Annotated in this window: 18 protein-coding genes and 1 riboswitch; of the genes, 11 read left to right on the forward strand and 7 right to left on the reverse strand. The window is 35.7% G+C overall.

The window, feature by feature from the left end:
* Nucleotides 1-30 precede the first annotated feature (30 nt).
* The 5 genes from QFZ28_RS12500 to QFZ28_RS12520 all read left to right on the forward strand — a co-directional run bounded on the left by QFZ28_RS12500 (nucleotide 31) and on the right by QFZ28_RS12520 (nucleotide 5,204).
* Entirely contained in the window at nucleotides 31-252 is a 222-nt protein-coding gene (locus tag QFZ28_RS12500; RefSeq protein WP_095251034.1) for a hypothetical protein, read from the forward strand.
* Nucleotides 253-418: 166 nt separating this feature from the next.
* The gene (locus QFZ28_RS12505; RefSeq protein ID WP_095251033.1) at nucleotides 419-568 is read left to right on the forward strand and encodes a hypothetical protein; all 150 of its coding nucleotides are present in this window, start codon (nucleotides 419-421) and stop codon (nucleotides 566-568) included.
* 911 nt (nucleotides 569-1,479) lie between these two features.
* Nucleotides 1,480-2,310: an ATP-dependent DNA ligase gene (locus QFZ28_RS12510; protein ID WP_307194927.1), complete on the forward strand. Its 831-nt coding sequence runs from the start codon at nucleotides 1,480-1,482 to the stop codon at nucleotides 2,308-2,310.
* A gap of 564 nt (nucleotides 2,311-2,874) precedes the next feature.
* A riboswitch (purine riboswitch) is annotated at nucleotides 2,875-2,973 on the forward strand.
* Between the two features lie 70 nt (nucleotides 2,974-3,043).
* Nucleotides 3,044-4,036, forward strand: a complete 993-nt coding sequence (gene add / locus QFZ28_RS12515; RefSeq protein WP_307194928.1) for an adenosine deaminase — start codon at nucleotides 3,044-3,046, stop codon at nucleotides 4,034-4,036.
* A 403-nt stretch (nucleotides 4,037-4,439) separates the two neighbouring features.
* Nucleotides 4,440-5,204: a CPBP family intramembrane glutamic endopeptidase gene (locus QFZ28_RS12520; RefSeq protein ID WP_307194929.1), complete on the forward strand. Its 765-nt coding sequence runs from the start codon at nucleotides 4,440-4,442 to the stop codon at nucleotides 5,202-5,204.
* Nucleotides 5,205-5,422: 218 nt separating this feature from the next.
* Here QFZ28_RS12520 and QFZ28_RS12525 read toward each other — a convergent pair whose 3' ends face one another.
* From QFZ28_RS12525 to QFZ28_RS12535, 3 genes are all read right to left on the reverse strand, one after another.
* Complete coding sequence (locus tag QFZ28_RS12525) at nucleotides 5,423-6,331, reverse strand: TIGR03943 family putative permease subunit (protein WP_307194930.1); 909 nt, start codon at nucleotides 6,329-6,331, stop codon at nucleotides 5,423-5,425.
* A 12-nt stretch (nucleotides 6,332-6,343) separates the two neighbouring features.
* Nucleotides 6,344-7,339 (reverse strand): permease, encoded by a 996-nt coding sequence (locus QFZ28_RS12530; protein ID WP_307194931.1) that lies wholly within the window; start codon nucleotides 7,337-7,339, stop codon nucleotides 6,344-6,346.
* 160 nt (nucleotides 7,340-7,499) lie between these two features.
* Complete coding sequence (locus tag QFZ28_RS12535; RefSeq protein ID WP_307194932.1) at nucleotides 7,500-8,516, reverse strand: metal ABC transporter solute-binding protein, Zn/Mn family; 1,017 nt, start codon at nucleotides 8,514-8,516, stop codon at nucleotides 7,500-7,502.
* A 233-nt stretch (nucleotides 8,517-8,749) separates the two neighbouring features.
* Between QFZ28_RS12535 and rpmG the strand changes: the two genes are divergently transcribed.
* The 3 genes from rpmG (at nucleotide 8,750) to QFZ28_RS12550 (ending at nucleotide 10,640) form a co-directional block, all read left to right on the forward strand.
* A complete protein-coding gene (rpmG, locus tag QFZ28_RS12540) occupies nucleotides 8,750-8,899 on the forward strand; it encodes a 50S ribosomal protein L33 (protein ID WP_221831072.1) in 150 nt (49 codons plus the stop codon).
* Between the two features lie 114 nt (nucleotides 8,900-9,013).
* The gene (locus QFZ28_RS12545; RefSeq protein WP_307194933.1) at nucleotides 9,014-10,216 is read left to right on the forward strand and encodes a GTP-binding protein; all 1,203 of its coding nucleotides are present in this window, start codon (nucleotides 9,014-9,016) and stop codon (nucleotides 10,214-10,216) included.
* Nucleotides 10,217-10,343: 127 nt separating this feature from the next.
* Complete coding sequence (locus QFZ28_RS12550) at nucleotides 10,344-10,640, forward strand: AbrB/MazE/SpoVT family DNA-binding domain-containing protein (RefSeq protein WP_307194934.1); 297 nt, start codon at nucleotides 10,344-10,346, stop codon at nucleotides 10,638-10,640.
* Nucleotides 10,641-10,842: 202 nt separating this feature from the next.
* Here QFZ28_RS12550 and QFZ28_RS12555 read toward each other — a convergent pair whose 3' ends face one another.
* The 4 genes from QFZ28_RS12555 to QFZ28_RS12565 form a co-directional block, all read right to left on the reverse strand.
* On the reverse strand, nucleotides 10,843-11,409 hold the full coding sequence (locus QFZ28_RS12555; RefSeq protein ID WP_307194935.1) for an EamA family transporter: 567 nt from the start codon (nucleotides 11,407-11,409) through the stop codon (nucleotides 10,843-10,845).
* A gap of 543 nt (nucleotides 11,410-11,952) precedes the next feature.
* Entirely contained in the window at nucleotides 11,953-12,627 is a 675-nt protein-coding gene (locus QFZ28_RS12560) for a serine/threonine protein kinase (protein WP_307194936.1), read from the reverse strand.
* A 224-nt stretch (nucleotides 12,628-12,851) separates the two neighbouring features.
* The gene (locus QFZ28_RS29755) at nucleotides 12,852-13,046 is read right to left on the reverse strand and encodes a phosphatase PAP2 family protein (RefSeq protein ID WP_373428064.1); all 195 of its coding nucleotides are present in this window, start codon (nucleotides 13,044-13,046) and stop codon (nucleotides 12,852-12,854) included.
* Between the two features lie 2 nt (nucleotides 13,047-13,048).
* Nucleotides 13,049-13,522 (reverse strand): hypothetical protein, encoded by a 474-nt coding sequence (locus QFZ28_RS12565; RefSeq protein ID WP_307194937.1) that lies wholly within the window; start codon nucleotides 13,520-13,522, stop codon nucleotides 13,049-13,051.
* 541 nt (nucleotides 13,523-14,063) lie between these two features.
* On the opposite strand from QFZ28_RS12565, the gene QFZ28_RS12570 reads away from it, so the two are divergent.
* The 3 genes from QFZ28_RS12570 to QFZ28_RS12580 all read left to right on the forward strand — a co-directional run bounded on the left by QFZ28_RS12570 (nucleotide 14,064) and on the right by QFZ28_RS12580 (nucleotide 16,416).
* Nucleotides 14,064-14,228 (forward strand): hypothetical protein, encoded by a 165-nt coding sequence (locus tag QFZ28_RS12570; RefSeq protein WP_307194938.1) that lies wholly within the window; start codon nucleotides 14,064-14,066, stop codon nucleotides 14,226-14,228.
* 711 nt (nucleotides 14,229-14,939) lie between these two features.
* Entirely contained in the window at nucleotides 14,940-15,143 is a 204-nt protein-coding gene (locus QFZ28_RS12575; RefSeq protein WP_160723167.1) for a cold-shock protein, read from the forward strand.
* A 451-nt stretch (nucleotides 15,144-15,594) separates the two neighbouring features.
* Entirely contained in the window at nucleotides 15,595-16,416 is an 822-nt protein-coding gene (locus tag QFZ28_RS12580) for a phytoene/squalene synthase family protein (protein WP_307194939.1), read from the forward strand.
* Nucleotides 16,417-16,565: the final 149 nt, after the last annotated feature.

Raw genomic sequence — 16,565 nt, forward strand, 5'->3', positions numbered from 1 at the left:
TATTCTTGAATATGATTGGATACGAATCCAATGCAAAATGTTTATTTTGACAGAAGAATGCAAGGACAAAATCCCGGACAAACAGTGGGTCCAAATGGAGAACAGATTTATTATATCATTAATCAAATTAATGGTATTGGAGAGCCATTAGCTTTTCAGGTAGATTGGGAATCAAGCAACGGCAGAGATTCTTTCGTTTTTGAAGGAACAAAGCACATTGAAAGAAATGGAATTCACTATTATTTAAAATAATAAGTTATTGTATGCAGGTTAAGAAGCACCTAGTTAGGGTGCTTCTTAATGTGCAAGAAAATGTCCCCTTTTGTTTAAGTTAATAGATGAAAGGGGTGATAATGCGAACTTAAATATGTTTTGTTGAATAGATTCTCTTTAAAGACAAGAAAAGTAGGTGAACAAAGTGGGAAAATATCAATTGGATTACAAAGGTCAGGTAGCTGTGACGAAGTTTCATGAAAAACAGACGCCTGCCAAATTTGATAAAAAGCAGCAACTTGAAAAAATGCGTGCGGAGTATTTGAAAAAGAAGCAAAAACAAACAGATAAATAATATGAATGAAAACATAGGAAGACTAAAATCTCCCTATGTTTTTCTTATTCGAAGTTCTTTTTTCAATTGCGATAGTTAAGAAACATTGTATTCATCGTAAGAACTAATATAGAATAATTTAAAATAATTGGAAAAATATACCTCAATTAAATAAACCGAAATCTATTAAATTGTTGATATATCAATGTTTCTAACGTATTTTTTGATGAATTTATAAACTTAGTTACGTTTTTGATTACATTTTTCCTAATTTTCTGTATATGGTGCAAACAAACACAAGAAAATAGGTAAGTTATTCATCGTTCCAATATATACAGGCTATTTTTTCAAACCTCTTACTTATGCAACTAACGCCTTCTTATCTACAGTATTAGCTCAAAAACGTTGAAAGAATGCACCTTTTATCGTCGAATACATGTAGTCATAGATACACGTTTTAAGAGCATGACTTGAACCCCCCTGTGGGTACAATTGATACTGAAAAGGCTGTATCATTTTTTCCATCAGGCAACGAGCATATCTATCACACCTACCGCGCTTACGCTTACTGTCCTTGAAGTTTAGTATGGAACAAGCCCACTTCCACACTAAACTTCAAGGTTGTTTGTTTCTCCAGTTACCCAAGTCCATTTCCCCATACCTTTGAATACGTTGAATACTATAAAAAATAACTGTATATAATGTTTCCACAAAGATAGAAATCTGGTCGTTTTTGTATCATTACATACGTTAAATACGGTAGAAAAACATACTGTAGATAAGCATGCGTTAGTTCAATACGAGTGACCATCATAATGATGGTCTTTTTTAATTTCTGGCCAGACGTATATAGCGGTATATTCCATAAATGACAATAAAATACCAATGATTGATTCATAGCTGTGCCTTACAATTATGATGAGGTGGTTTATGTGTTTGTTTCACCAATGCTGTTACAAAGGTCAGAACAGCCTTTTGATGATGAATCATACATTACAGAATTAAAGCTAGATGGCATTAGGCTGATACTTTCTAAGTTCGATAATAGGGTGCAGCTATATACCCGTCATAACAATGAGGTTACTGCTAAGTTTCCGGAACTTTTAACAATAGATATTCCGGACGGAACTGTAATAGATGGCGAGATTATTGTCACTGATCCAGCCGGAAAACCGGACTTTGAAGCTATGATGAGCCGGTTCCAATCAAGGCGCTCCTTCCTCGAAAACAGGACTCTAAGTTATGTCGTTTTCGACGTTATACAATATAAAGGTAAGTCTGTTACCAAGCTGCCGTTAATAGAGAGAAAACAGCTGCTAGATGAAATTATCACCCAGGATACTAGTCTAGTTACGAAAGTTAAATATATAGAAGGTCATGGCGCAGCATACTTTGATTTAGTACGAGCGCAAGGATTAGAGGGAATCGTGCTAAAGCGCAAAGACTCTCGATACGAGGTCGGTAAACGCAGCCAGGCGTGGCTAAAGGTCATTAATTATCAATATGAAGATGTAATGATTACAGGGCTTAGAAAAGGCGAATTTGGGCTGCTACTGAGCTTTCTAGATGGGAAACCAGCTGGAATAATGGAGTTCATGCCACAAGCTGAACGGAAGGAACTATACAAGCTGCAGCAAGTTGTTTCTGAGGATGATAAATTCATCTTTATTGAGCCGGTAAAATGCCGGGTTAAGTATAGGAACCTAACAAAAACCGGGTTCCTCCGAATACCTTCATTTGTGGAATGGAAGAAAGAGTTTTAAAGCATGTTTAGGTCGGGATCACAATGGTTCCGTCCTTTTATTTGATATATATATAAGAGATTGTGAAGGCATGCACTTAAACGTAGTGTAGTGCTTTATTAAGTGAATAAGTCATTTTAAAGTTATTTTCAAATATTGTCGAACCTTCTACTGGAAGTAAGTTCAGGCAATTTTTCACTTTACTTGGAGCCTCTGCGGGCATGATTATAAGCCATGAAGCCAGGTGTATCAAAGATTCTGGCTCAGCCAAAACAGGCTATCATGCCCGCCTCTCCAAATAAAGTGCACGTCTCTACAAGGATAAACTATTAGTCTGTTAGTTAAATCTTATACATGAAAAGCTTTACTTTAGCCATTTTTCTTTGATAAGCACTACAGAAACTAAATGAAGAGATGTCAATAAGGATTCTAGCACGTTCTTATTGAAGTATAGGGGCAGGTTTGTTGAAAAAGGAAAATAATAATTTTTATTGTAGAATATGCTTTTACAATAAACAAAATGATTTATCGGTGTTAGGCACCATGTTGACAATCTAAACTTTTTTTATTATCCTTTAAAAAACGTTAATGAATTCAATAAAATTTCGTATAACTCCAATAATATGGTTTGGAGGTCTCTACCAGGAACCGAAATTCCTGATTACGAAGAAAGTACAAGATTTGTATTTTCTTCGTAGTCAGGAATTTTTTTTTCTGTATTTTAATCTAAAAATTTATTTCAGGAGGTCAAAAAATGAACTTTTTAGCATTGCCAAAAATTGAACTTCACTGTCATTTGGATGGAAGCCTTAGGATTGAAACTATTATCGATATTGCCCAGAAGGAAGGCATTCAGTTACCCTCTTTTGATAAGGATGAACTGCAAAAGGAACTGATTGCTCCGTTAGAATGTGAATCCCTTGATGAGTATTTAAAAAGATTTTCTCTTCCTAATTTGGTCATGCAGTCCAAAGAGAACTTAAGAAGAATTACTTTTGAGCTATTTGAGAATGCAACAAGGGAAAATGTAAAATATTTGGAAGTCAGATTTGCCCCGTTACTTCACACATTAAAAGGTCTTGGTGTTGAAGAAGTTATTCAATCTGTTATAGAGGGGATGAGGGAAGCTGAAAGCTGTTACGAAATAAAAGGAAATATAATCTTATCTTGCATGAGGACGATGTCTGTAGAAAGCGCATTTGAGGTGGTTGAAAAGGGGAAAAAGTTCCTTGGAAAAGGTGTAGTGGCAATTGACCTATGTGCATCAGAAGAAGAAGGTTTTTGTGAAAGATTCGTAGATCCAATCGCATTAGCCAAAGAATATGGCTACAGAGTCACTATTCATGCCGGTGAAACGGGAATTGGTAACAACGTTCTAGAAGCTGTTGAACTGTTGGGTGCTGAAAGAATAGGACATGGAGTATTTATTAAAGAATGTGCTGAGGCTTATAAGATCGTGAAAGAAAGACAGGTAGTGCTTGAAATGTGTCCAACAAGTAATGTCCAAACGAAAGCTGTTCATCATTATTCTGAACATCCGATTTATAAGTTTCATAAAGATGGAATAAAAGTGACAATTAATACGGATAACAGAACAGTATCTGATACTACAATGGCAAAAGAAATCCATCTAGTTAACAAAGAATTTAATCTAAGCGAAGAAGATTACCGGCAAATTTATTTAAATAGTGTAGAAGCATCCTTTGCCGACCAAGAAACTAAGGAATGGTGCTTGGCAAAATATTAATAGAAAATTAGACTTAAAGTGACAAAAACAGTCCCCGAACTCGAATATATCTTTTAATTACCATAAAAATAAACTTTTGGTTGTGAAGTAATGTACTTAAACTACCATGAAAATAAGTTTCCCTAGAATTGAAAAAAGGCAATACTTAAGAAGCCCCTGCCCGATCGTCAAAAAAACGGGAGGGCGTGACTGGATTAAGGTCAGTATCAGTATTGACAGGTCCTATCCATTTTCATTCTTTGTGGTGCAGCTCTGCTGGATGGGTGGCTAACGGGTGCGATTGTTTAATATGAGCAGTCGCTTTTTTACGCATTGGGAGGTTAGTTGAAGAAGGATTTCCTCTTTTATTGGGAGAAATTAATAAAGATAATGTGTAAGAGTAACATGGAAATGGGGCATTTTTTTGTTGTTAATTATTATTGCGGCTTTATTTTTTCTAGGGGTTACTTCTATTTCCTACCAACAAGAAGGTTTCTGCTTATTTGTATTTACGGGATTAGTGATTTTGTTATTACTTGTTAATAAAGCAAAACGATTCGTTCTATCACTACTGTTATCGTTTCTGATCGGTCTTGTGATATTTATGGTTTCTAATGATTTCGTTGGAACGATGAACATCTCAAAAGAAATAAAAATCATTCTTAATCGTCTTTTTCTTGTTTTTATCATTATTGGAATCGTTTTTAACCATCTCTTATTTAATAAAAAGGTTACTTGGCACAATAACAAACCTGATTGGAAAAATCCTATCGTCTTACCGTTTCATAAAGTTAATACATTTTGGTTTTGGTTGATTGGAATAATCGTTAATGTCATAATATATGTGTTTTTTATTGTTCAAAAGGATATAGAGTATATTCAAACACTATTATTGTTTTGTTTATTTTTTTCATTTATTAATGCGGTTTTTGAGGAAGTTATTTGGAGAGGGATATTGCTTTCTGCTCTTAAGGAACACACATCAACAGGGTATGCTGTTATTGTTACAAGTGTTGGTTTTGGACTTCTTCATCTCTCAATTGGTTTTAGTATTTTTCTAAGTTTGTTAATTTCTGTTGCCGGGGTAATTTATGCCTTAATCACACTTAAGACAAACAGTATCTATCCGAGTATTGTTTTTCATATCGTAATAAATATTGGAATGGTATATAGCGGATTTATAATCTAACACAATAGACTTTTAAATGAAATAGTGAGTTTTTTTTTTGTTACCACTAAAAGTGGCACCCATTATGCAATATGACTAGTGCTGATAACCTAACAGCAGAGAAAATGCTACAGCACCATCTAATTTTGTGGATGGTACTGTGGCACTTTCTATCATTTTGCAGACTATCATTTTCAAGAAAAGCTAAAATGTACTTTGTGAGCTTCTATGTTTATTTCTTACATGATTTTTATACTAATTGGATAAAGATATGGTGTTTCAGGTTCATTGATTTTCTTCCAGTTTGTAATTTTTATAAGTGGAAGTTCAGTCCCGTTGTAGGTGGTGACATCTAACACACCTTCTGCTTCAATCCATGTATCATTATCAAGGGATGGAGCCTCAGTAAATTCAGTAAGGAATCCAATTATGCTGGCATCCGCAACACAATGGGTGATTAAAAACCTGGAAAGCAAAAGCTGGTTTTGGGATAATTCCTTATCTTTATATACAAATCCTTTTAATTTGATTTGTTTCCCTTTATATTTACTAACATCCATTCCGATCTCATCGTAAAAAGCGGCATAAACGTAATCGTTCATCTCAATTGTGTTTTTTAGTTCTAACTGTTTAACCAGCTCATTATATTCTTCCTCCGATATAATCTTTTCATTTTCTAAATTAATAGGATCTGTAGAGCCATCATTTTTTTCGTCCTTTTGTGGAGACGTTTCACTGCCTATCATGTTTTTTTGTTTTTGGTTAGACAACATCAGCATGGCCCCTTTTTTATCCGCTATAGATGCGTCTAACACCTTGGGAGAAAGGAAAAATCCGGTTACCAACGGGAAAATGATGACGAAATAAGCGATTATTTTTTTTGTATTTAAAGGAGTGTCCCCATGATCGTGGTGACAAGGATGGTCATCGTGATGACAATCATGGTGGCTTTTTTTCTGAGTTGACCATACTCTTGTAACTTGGATAAAAAATAAAATCAAAAAAATGATGGACGCAGTTTGGCTTAATCCTTCATATTTTGGATTAATAAACTTGGTAATATCCCCGGTATGATGCAGCTTAAAGAGCAGGGTTGAAAATGCTAGTAAAATAAATGCTCTAAACGCCTGCTGAAAATGCAATCGCATGCCTTTTCCTCCTTAAATAAAGTTCTGTACCAGCAATAATGTGAAAAAGACCATGGAAATGATTAATGCCAACACAATCATAACAAATCTCATTCGAAATACGCTGAGCATCATAATCGTATTTTTTAAGTCCATCATTGGTCCGAAAATTAAAAAGCCAAGGATGGAGGTGTAAGGAAATATGCTGCTGAAGGAAGCACCTATAAAGGCATCTGCCTCAGAACAAAGGGATAAAATATAAGCCAGCCCCATCATGACAAGTAACGAGGATGCGGGACCATTTCCAGTTTCTAATAATGCTTTAGCCGGCATATAGGTTTGTACAGAAGCAGCAATGAATGCTCCTATTACCAGATATTTTCCCATATCAAAAAATTCATCAATTGAATGTGTCAACATGGACCAAAAACGGTTGGTAAAGGATTGTTTCGTTTGTGTAAGGGAGGAGTGTAATGTTATAGGTGCTTTTAGTTGGTTTCCTTTAAATAGCCTGCTTACGGCAAAAGCCACTAAAAGGGCGATAAGAAATCCTAAACCCATTCGCAATCCAGCCATTTTCACACTGTTTCCAAATGCCATGTATGTAGAGGCAATGACAACCGGGTTGATAAGGGGACCTGTTAACATAAAGCCAATTGCTGCATGAATCGGGACTCCTTTCCCGATAAGCCTGCGTACGATTGGTACGATTCCACATTCACAGGCAGGAAAAAGCGCCCCAACGATACAACTTACAATGACAGCCATTACTTTGTTTTTAGGAATCCATCTTTGGATATGATCCTCGGTAACAAAGATTTGAATAAAACCTGCAATGAGAACCCCTATTAAAACAAAAGGAAGGGCTTCTATTAAAATACTGAGAAATATGGTGTTTAGATTTAATAGGGACGATGGAAGAGTCAATGGAAGTTTAAATTGGGTACTGAAAGAAAGAAGTAATAGAGCAAGTGCAATCATGAAAAAACCTGTAATATCGATAATATTACTTCGAAGAATGCGAATCATGGTTACCTCCCGATTATATACAGTCATTAGTTTCTACTTAAATATATTTCGCAGTTAATAGAGTATGAGTAAAATAAATAATTGTTTTAATAGAAAATCCCTGCCGTAAGAAAGTAGGCAGGGATGTAAGAGGACAAAGGTGTAGTTGATTTGTTTGTTGTTAATCGTTCAATGCAGTCTTGATGGTTGTTAAGTTTTGTCTCATAATGCTGAAATAATCTTCTTTTTGCTTGATATCTTCCTCTGTTAAAGCCTCCAGATTATGAAGTGTAAGAGATTCTGCTCCAATTTCCTTTTGGATGATTTCTGCTACCTTTGGAGATACATTCTGCTCAAAAATAACATACCGGATGTTGTGTTCTGTGGACTCAGTAATGATTTCCTGCAATTCTTTTTGGGAAGGCTCCTGTGTTGGTGATAAGCCTGAAATAGGTATTTCTATTATGCCATACCGCTTTTCCCAATAGCCATAAGCAGAGTGAGCAACTAATATATGTTTCGTTTTCGAGCCATCGACGGTTTGCTTAAATTCTTGATCTAGTTTTTCAAGATCACTTTTTACTTGATTGAAATTTGCTTCAAATTCTGATGCATGTTCAGGCATTAACTCACTCAAAGAATTTTTAATGTTTTCTGCTAGGCTAATAGAAAGTAAGGGGTCTAACCATACATGAGGATCCACGTCTCCATGTTCATGTTCTTCTTCCGTATGCGCAGGCTCTTCGGTTTCACCTTCGTCAGCATGTTCCTCCGTATGTGTACTTTCCTCCTCATGGTGTTCCTCTTCAGATTGAGTGGATTCAATGAGTTCAATACCATCCGCTGCTTGAAGAATTTTAACATTTTCCTTTTTCAAGGCTTCAGCAGCTTCTTCTGCAAACCCTTCAATTCCAACTCCTGTATAGATAAATAAATCCGAATTGGCAAGTGCAACCATGTCTTTCGTAGAAGGTTCAAAGGAATGTGCATCTACATTTGGAGGATAAATACTTTTTACTTCGACGTAACTTCCGCCAATTTTTTTAGTGAAATCTTCAAGCGGATAAATGGTGGTGTAGACGGTTAAAGAGTTTTTTTCTTTCTTTTCTCCAGTTGTTGCAACTTCTTTAGATCCACAACCTGCTAACAAAAGGCTTAAAGTTAGAACAGAGGTAGATATAAGTGTAGATATTTTCATAAATTACTCCTTTAATATAGTTAAATTTTTATAAAATGTAATAAAACGAAATTGTTACGTTTTACATTCTAAAATAAAACTATGCATTTGTAAATGAATTTAGGAATCATTTCGGTTTATTTTTTTTAAAGTAGGAAATTAACGTTCTATCACTTGACATTAAAACGAGATTGGGATAAAGTGCAAATCGTAATCATTTTGATTTAAATATTAAAAATTAGGAGGAAAGTAAAATGCGTGTGAAAATAACTTTACAATGTACAGAAACTGGCGACAGAAATTACATTACAACAAAGAACAAGCGGAATAATCCGGATAGACTTGAACTAAAGAAATATTCTCCTCGGTTGAAACGCTATACGATACACAGAGAAACCAAGTAAGAAAATAGTGCAGTAAAATGTCCTTTACTACCTGAGTCATTTCAAATTAATAAAAATATGTATAAGGTTTAAATCGTAATGATTATTGTTTGTAAAAAAGAAGGGAGAATGATTATGAAAGATACAAAAATTCCGGTAACTGTTTTAAGTGGGTATTTAGGAGCAGGGAAGACCACTTTACTAAACCATATTCTTCAGAACCGAGATGGATTAAGGGTTGCCGTTATTGTGAATGATATGAGTGAAATTAATGTGGATGCAGAATTGGTAAAACAGGGAGGGGGGTTAAACAGAACGGAAGAAAAGCTTGTGGAACTATCAAATGGATGTATATGCTGTACATTAAGAGAAGACCTTTTAAAAGAAGTGGAACGACTAATCGAGATTGGAAATATAGATTATATTGTGATTGAATCAACAGGTATAAGTGAACCAGTACCCGTTGCACAAACCTTTTCTTACATAGATGAAGAGCTGGGGATTGATCTTACAAAGCATTGTAAACTCGATACAATGGTTACAGTTGTTGATGCAAACAGGTTTTGGCATGACTTTGCCTCTGGAGATCTCCTTCTGGAAAGAAACCAGGCTGCAGGTGAAGAGGATGAAAGAAGTGTTGCGGACTTATTAATAGACCAAATTGAGTTTTGTGATGTCTTAATCCTTAATAAATGCGATTTGCTTGAAGAGGAACAATTAATTCAACTGGAGGTTTTTTTAAGAAAGTTACAGCCTACAGCGAAGTTTCATCGTTCCATAAAGGGGAATATTCACCCATCAGAGATTTTAAATACAGGTTTGTTTAATTTCGACGCCGCAAGCGAATCTGCCGGTTGGGTTAAAGAATTGGAAGCGCCCGAGCATACTCCGGAAACGGAAGAGTATGGAATCAGCTCCTTCGTTTATAGAAGTTCTGTTCCATTTCATTCTGAAAGGTTCAATCGCTGGGTGGAAGAAATGCCAGAAGAAATTGTGAGGGCAAAAGGAATCGTATGGTGCGCAACCAGGAATGACGTAGCTTTATTATTTTCGCAAGCAGGTCCATCGGTGCAATTAGACCCGGTAGCTTATTGGATTGCCTCCTTGTCCCCAGAGCAACAAGCCCAATATTTTGAAGAAGACCCGACAGTAAAAAAAGATTGGGATGAAAAGTTTGGAGATCGGAAAAATGAAATCGTTGTGATTGGAATCCACATGGATAAAGATGTGGTGAAATCTTCTTTAGATCGCTGTTTATTGACAGAAGAAGAGATGATACAAGATTGGAATAAAATGAGTGATCCCTTCGTATGGAATATTACTTCAGCAGTTAACTAAAATGAAAGAGCCTACAATATAGACTGTAGGCTCATTGATTTTATTTTAAAAAACCCCCTGTCAATTAAATAAATGCCTGCATCTAGCATTAGTATTTTAATCTAAACATTTTTAGGGGGGACCTGAATTGAATAAAGTAAAATTAAGAAAAACTGGACAATTGTATATTCCTAAAACTCTTACTAAAATATTAAATATTGATGTAGGTGACATCATCTATATTTTTATGGATGGTAAAAATATTGTATTAACAAGTAAAGCGGGGTTTGAAAAAGAAAATAAGTGTACGTATAATCAAAAAGGAACCATTCATATACCGGCAGAAATAAGAAGATTAAGTAATATCGACTCAGATACAATCTTTACTATTACAATCGATGAAAAGGAAAAACGGGTATACCTTATCCCGGATTTACCAGGGTGAATGGGATTGTGAAGAATTCTCTAAAACTATAGGGTGCATGAGTTGAGCAATGGGGATTGTTGTGGCGCTCCTTATGTGTTATTCAGCTCTGCATTTTAGTTCAAAAAGGGTGATATAATTGAGAAAATGTTTTGGATGGAATTCAAAATTAAAAAGGAGAGGAGAAACCGAAAAGGAATCTCCCCGCTCCGGAATGCCATTTTTAAAAGGTAGATTCCTTTTCTAAATAAGCAGGCTTTATTTTAGTTTTAGCTATCTTCAGATTTCCCGCGATAATCCCGCCTAATATTAATACAACTCCGAGCCATTGAGTCGTACTTACGTGTTCCGTTAAGACTAGTGCTGATAAGATAACAGCAATAGGCAGTTCCGCTGAGGTTAAAATGGTCCCAAGCCCTGGTCCGATATGTGGCATGCCGATTGTAAAAAGGATTGGCGGCAAGACTACTCCTAATAAACCAAGATAAAAACCGTACGGTGCAATTTCCATTAATACTGGTATATGGAGCAACTCCGTTGGCGGACTGAGGATGAAAACGGTAATCATGCCCCCAGTGGTAAATAGAGCACTTTTTTGCACGACCGGTGTATCTTTCTCCACACTACTGCTAAGAAAGATAAACGTGGTATAGGTTAGTGCAGAAAGCATTCCCCAAATGGTACCTTGCCACGTCATTCCTCCGCTGCCTTCAGCGATAATTCCTGAAGCAAGTATGGAACCAATCACTAGAACGGCAATAGAAACAACTTTCTCGACTGTTGGTTTCATTTTATAAAAAACCCACTCAAATAAGCTGCCATTCTGATCGTTTTCTAAGTGGCCAGACCACCCCCGGAAAATATTGTGTTCGTATCACGTGGAGAATCTCCCACTCCTACTTACAATTGAGTTAAGCGATGTCCTAATCTCTAATTATAACTTTGACAATACGTTTGAAAAGATTGGTTAAATTTTGCCAAGATTAAGTCGACCTACTCTGGAGGAAGTACTCCAATCCACGGCGAATTTGATTTCTAGTCAAATAAATAGGAGTCTCAATAGCATAGGACGAATTTCTGTAAAAGAAATAACACCCATAAATGTTGATATATCAACGTTTGTGGGTGTTTTTTGCGTTTGAGGAAAAAGTTAAAAATGTAGGATTTGAATTACACATGGTTTTCTGTAACTTAACAGACCAGATGCACTAAAGAACATAAAGGAGTACATGGCATAGAGTACAAAATTTTGGATGTTCTCTAAACAAAAAAGGACCGGGGTGGTTTTCCCCCGGTGGCTGAAAACCTAAATTACTTATAAATAATGCTCCTCTTATTTCCAAAACGTTGTAAGAAATTTATGACCAATAAACTCTTCAGCAAGGGTAGAATAATGATTCCTCTGATTATATCTTTTTCGAATCATTTCCATTAATCTGAGTGGAATGGGTTTCCCCTCAATTAAATGGTAATAGTGATCATATGCTTGTTTTAAATGCTCCCATCTTAAATCATTTCCGGGTTGAACATATTCGGAAACATCAATTATTTTTGCTCTCCCATTTTGTAGAAAAACATTTTTCAAATGAATGTCACGAGGATTTAATCCTTTTTGACGCGCATACTCCCTTGCATGGTCAACTTCTTTAATAATCTGTTTTGGAATCGGTATACCTTGAAGTAAACAATCATATAAAGTGATTCCTTCCTCGAAATTTAGAACAAGGTAATTATCTTTGAAACCAAAACATGTTGAAAAATAGGGGGAGTCACCTAATAATTCATAGACTTTCTTTTCTAATTGAATTTTATCGATTTTATCATCCGCATACATTTTAAATGCATACGCTTGATTTTCAAGGGATTGAAATACAGCTGCATCTGTCCCTATACCAATACACCTTAAATGATCAGAGGATCCATGGATCGAAACAGGCTCGTTGTTTGGGTTTGATGAGATCGAGATTCTTGATAAATCTTTATCCGCAATTATCCAATCCTCTTTCATGATTATTCACTCCTTTGAAGGTTTATGGTTACTTGCTAATGGAGCCTATCTACCACTTCAAATGCTTATAATCGATAGTCTATATATCTTGTATACTCCACTAAGTTTTCCTACTGCCTAGATGGTGCCAAAACCTTTTTCAATCAAAATCGTTCATTTCATCCGTTATCTAATTGAGATAGTTCCGTTTTCTCATTTATTCCTTTGGTAAGTTTATTTCTGTTTTATTTATATAAATAGATGATTTCTAGTAAAGAAATACATATAACTAGCCAAACACTTCCAGCTATAAATCCTGCTAGCACATCAGAAGTATAATGCACTCCCAGGTAAATTCGACTGATACCAAATAGTAGAATAACCAGACAGAGAAAAATTCCCAAGCCTAACTTAGAAAGAGGCTTTCGTTTGCTTCGCAAAACTAAATACCTAAAAACACGTAATAAGTCATACTACCCATGGAATGCCCGCTTGGAAAACTGAATCCATCCGCCTCGATGATTCGATTGATGTTGGGACGTTCTCTCTTAAAAAAGTTCATTAACAAAAGATTTAATAGACCTCCGCCTGCTACAGTAATGAAGTACAATCGCATTCCCCAAACATCTTTACGTTTCACGAATAGCCAAATCATACTAATTATGAGAAGAAGACCAAGCATAAACATTGAGCCCATTTCCGTCATAAACAGCATGAATCCATCCATTGCTGGTGAAGAATAAGATCTGATAGTATCAATAACGTTCTGATCAAATAGGAATGTCTTCTTTTCTATTTGGTCAGTTGATAAACTACTAAACATGTATAAACAAATAGTAGAAAATAACAGGCCGGTAATTGCCCACATAGTTACATAGGGTGGGGAAGACATAGCCTCTTTACGTTTTTGAAACAATATACTTCACTCCTACTGTCAAAGTGTTTATTTAAAATATAAATGAATATCGTTCCCGAAAGTGAAAAAACCTTTACTGTTGTAGTAAAGGTCTAAAAAATAAAAAGAGACCTTTACCAACTATACTGGTAAAGGTCTCGCTAGCAATTGACATTGCCAACAAAGCCGGGGACTCTCATCCCGGAATGACGACTTTGTAATTAAAGCTACTCCCCTTTGGAGAATCACGTTCATTTAAATTATTTCTATTGTAACGTTAAAACAGTTGAAAGTCAAAAGAACTGTATTACTACTAATTACGGACGAAGCGTAGAGATTCCGTAAAAAAAGCTTTTTTTATGATTAAATACCGCAAAAAGTATCATGTTTATTTTAAGAGAGATTCGTCTAAAGCAAAGATACCTCGATGAAAACGTCATGAAACGGAGGAAGGGTATGGAGAAAAAGTCATCATGGTTTACATTAGAAGTGATACCGCAATTTTTAGGGGAACATTATTCTACAAAATATTGTCTACAAAACCCGTACAGCAGAGTACTACATGTTACCGCCAGTAGGCAAATATAAAACGAACGTTGTAACGGATGATCAAACAATGACCGAAGCAAATATTTTGGTCGATACAAACAAACGGCTCCATTTTGAAAATACGAGATTAAAGCATACACAGCTACTCAAAATTTTCTGGTTGGAAAAGATTGAGTAAGCACAGATCCAAACCAGTCAGTATCATGACACACTTTGCATTATTTTTAACGCGTGAACTTGAAGTGCTAAATTAAAGAGTAAGCCTATTACGTTAGTAATGAAAAGCAAAATAAAATAATCTCTAGAAGCATTAAATTTGAAGAGCAGTGTCCATGAGTGGTGAGACTTTACCCGGTTGGTTTTTGTTTATTTATTATCTATTTTTAATACTTACACTTTTTACAACATCTTTTCTTCTTATATGGAAAAAATACGTCCCCATTTCCATAATTAACTTGATTTTAGTGATAACTGTCCCGATAGTTGCTTTGTTGAATAGCATTGGAAGAACTGAAGGAACAGAATTGGATTACCTAATAAGTTAGTCAAGGGTCTCTTTGGACAATCTTTGTTTTACTAGGATTTTTATATATGCTATTTTCCTGGATTCAATTTTTTGGGAGAACCAAGAAAACATCTTTATTAAGCTAACCGGTGCTTTATTTGAATAAGAACAACATAAGATTCGAAAACCAGGTGTAAAAATTTAGGAGTCAAAAATGGTTGTGTTTATGTCTTCTTGCAAATATTTTTTAAAAATGTTAAACTTTAGAAGAATTATTTTTGTTCGGTGTAAAGGATAGTCTAAGATTAACTTTTCGTCTTGATGATCACTGAGTTCAAGGATAGTAACACATTGTGTGCAAAGCACACAGCAGGAGGAAACAAAATGGAACAAGGTAAAGTAAAATGGTTTAACGCAGAAAAAGGTTTCGGATTTATCGAGCGTGAAGGCGGAGAAGACGTATTCGTTCATTTCTCAGCTATCCAAGGCGAAGGTTTCAAATCATTAGACGAAGGTCAAGCAGTTACTTTTGACGTTGAGCAAGGTCAACGTGGAGCTCAAGCAGCTAACGTGCGTAAAGCTTCATAATAAGAACAACTAAAGCAGGCTCTGTATAGAGTCTGTTTTTTATTTATTCTTTTAAAAACAATGAGCCCCACTCACGAATGAGTAGGGCACATGTAAACAAGTAAATCAAATGGTAAACAAAGTGTATTACATAATCACGAATCCTCCTAATTACCTTTGAATAAAAATTTTAAAGTGCTTTTATAGAGAGTGGCTAAAATTGTCACTCTTTTTTGATGTAATTGTGACTCAGCATGACATTACATCAGGCTTCTGGAACTACACGGGGTGATCCAAAAAGGGATTTACACTCTTTATTGTAGAACTTATTCAGCTAACGGGCAGGTGTATTGAGTAACAAGGGCTTGAATTTCGTGTTGAAACTTTATTATTAGATATTTTATATAGTGGGGATAATACCACTAAAATTAAAGAAATTTTGCATGTTGGCAAAAAAGGGGGCAATACAAGAATGAGTGAAGCAATCAATTTACATAGAAGTGCGATTAACATGTTGATGGCGACAAGCCGGACTTTCTTTATTCCTATTAGTCATCTACCGTCAGGATTACAAGAAGCTGTTACATCCGCTTACTTATGCATGAGAGCTATTGACGAGATTGAAGACCATCCCCAACTCCGATTGGAATCCAAACATAATCTATTACATTCAATCAGCTCGCTCTTGAAAAAGCCCTTCAATAATAAGAAGTTAATGGCTTTATTTCTCCCATACCACTCCCTCCTACCGGAGGTTACCTTACGATTTGGCGATTGGATAAATCTTTGTCCACCGACAATTGTAGAGAACATTTCGAATGCCACATCTACTATGGCGAAGGGGATGGCGGACTGGGCTTTAAAAGAGTGGCGGATTCAGAATGAAGAAGATTTGAATGAATACACATTTTACGTTGCAGGTTTGGTAGGAGTTATGCTCTCAGATATTTGGAAGTGGTATGATGCTGTTGAAACGGACAAGGAACTAGCTATAGCCTTTGGTCGTGGCTTACAGTCTGTCAATATTCTTCGCAATCGTACTGAAGATTTAGAACGAGGTGTGGATTTCTTTCCCGATGGATGGGAGTTAGAAGATATGTTTATGTACGCCCGACGTAACCTAGGATTGGCAGACTTTTATTTAGAGGATATTAAACCCGGTCCGATCCTTAATTTTTGTAAAATCCCGATAGCACTTGCTCATGGTACACTTGATGCTTTAACAGAGGGGAAGGAAAAAATGAGTAGAGCTGCCGTAACTGAAATAGTTAGTCGAGTAGTAAATAGAAAATAAGATTCTACAATTTAAATTTTTATCTGTGTCCTTTTTATTTTTACTAACGGATGGATGGAAGAACCGCCTCAAATGGAAGAACGAAAGGCGATAATTAAACGATTCTGAAAGTTTATATTTTCATTCATTTGATGATGATGTACTACGGG

This window comes from Neobacillus niacini, from assembly GCF_030817695.1.
Lineage (GTDB): Bacteria > Bacillota > Bacilli > Bacillales > Cytobacillaceae > Neobacillus > Neobacillus niacini_F.

Bases quoted from the DNA above. Each gene is read 5' to 3' on its own strand.
- add (WP_307194928.1), top strand. From the start codon at position 3,044: ATGAACTTTTTAGCATTGCCAAAAATTGAACTTCACTGTCATTTGGAT.
- QFZ28_RS12530 (WP_307194931.1), bottom strand. From the start codon at position 7,339: ATGATTCGCATTCTTCGAAGTAATATTATCGATATTACAGGTTTTTTC.
- QFZ28_RS12575 (WP_160723167.1), top strand. From the start codon at position 14,940: ATGGAACAAGGTAAAGTAAAATGGTTTAACGCAGAAAAAGGTTTCGGA.
- QFZ28_RS12500 (WP_095251034.1), top strand. From the start codon at position 31: ATGCAAAATGTTTATTTTGACAGAAGAATGCAAGGACAAAATCCCGGA.
- rpmG (WP_221831072.1), top strand. From the start codon at position 8,750: ATGCGTGTGAAAATAACTTTACAATGTACAGAAACTGGCGACAGAAAT.
- QFZ28_RS12570 (WP_307194938.1), top strand. From the start codon at position 14,064: ATGTTACCGCCAGTAGGCAAATATAAAACGAACGTTGTAACGGATGAT.
- QFZ28_RS12545 (WP_307194933.1), top strand. From the start codon at position 9,014: ATGAAAGATACAAAAATTCCGGTAACTGTTTTAAGTGGGTATTTAGGA.
- QFZ28_RS12525 (WP_307194930.1), bottom strand. From the start codon at position 6,331: ATGCGATTGCATTTTCAGCAGGCGTTTAGAGCATTTATTTTACTAGCA.
- QFZ28_RS12580 (WP_307194939.1), top strand. From the start codon at position 15,595: ATGAGTGAAGCAATCAATTTACATAGAAGTGCGATTAACATGTTGATG.
- QFZ28_RS12560 (WP_307194936.1), bottom strand. From the start codon at position 12,627: ATGAAAGAGGATTGGATAATTGCGGATAAAGATTTATCAAGAATCTCG.
- QFZ28_RS12555 (WP_307194935.1), bottom strand. From the start codon at position 11,409: ATGAAACCAACAGTCGAGAAAGTTGTTTCTATTGCCGTTCTAGTGATT.
- QFZ28_RS12535 (WP_307194932.1), bottom strand. From the start codon at position 8,516: ATGAAAATATCTACACTTATATCTACCTCTGTTCTAACTTTAAGCCTT.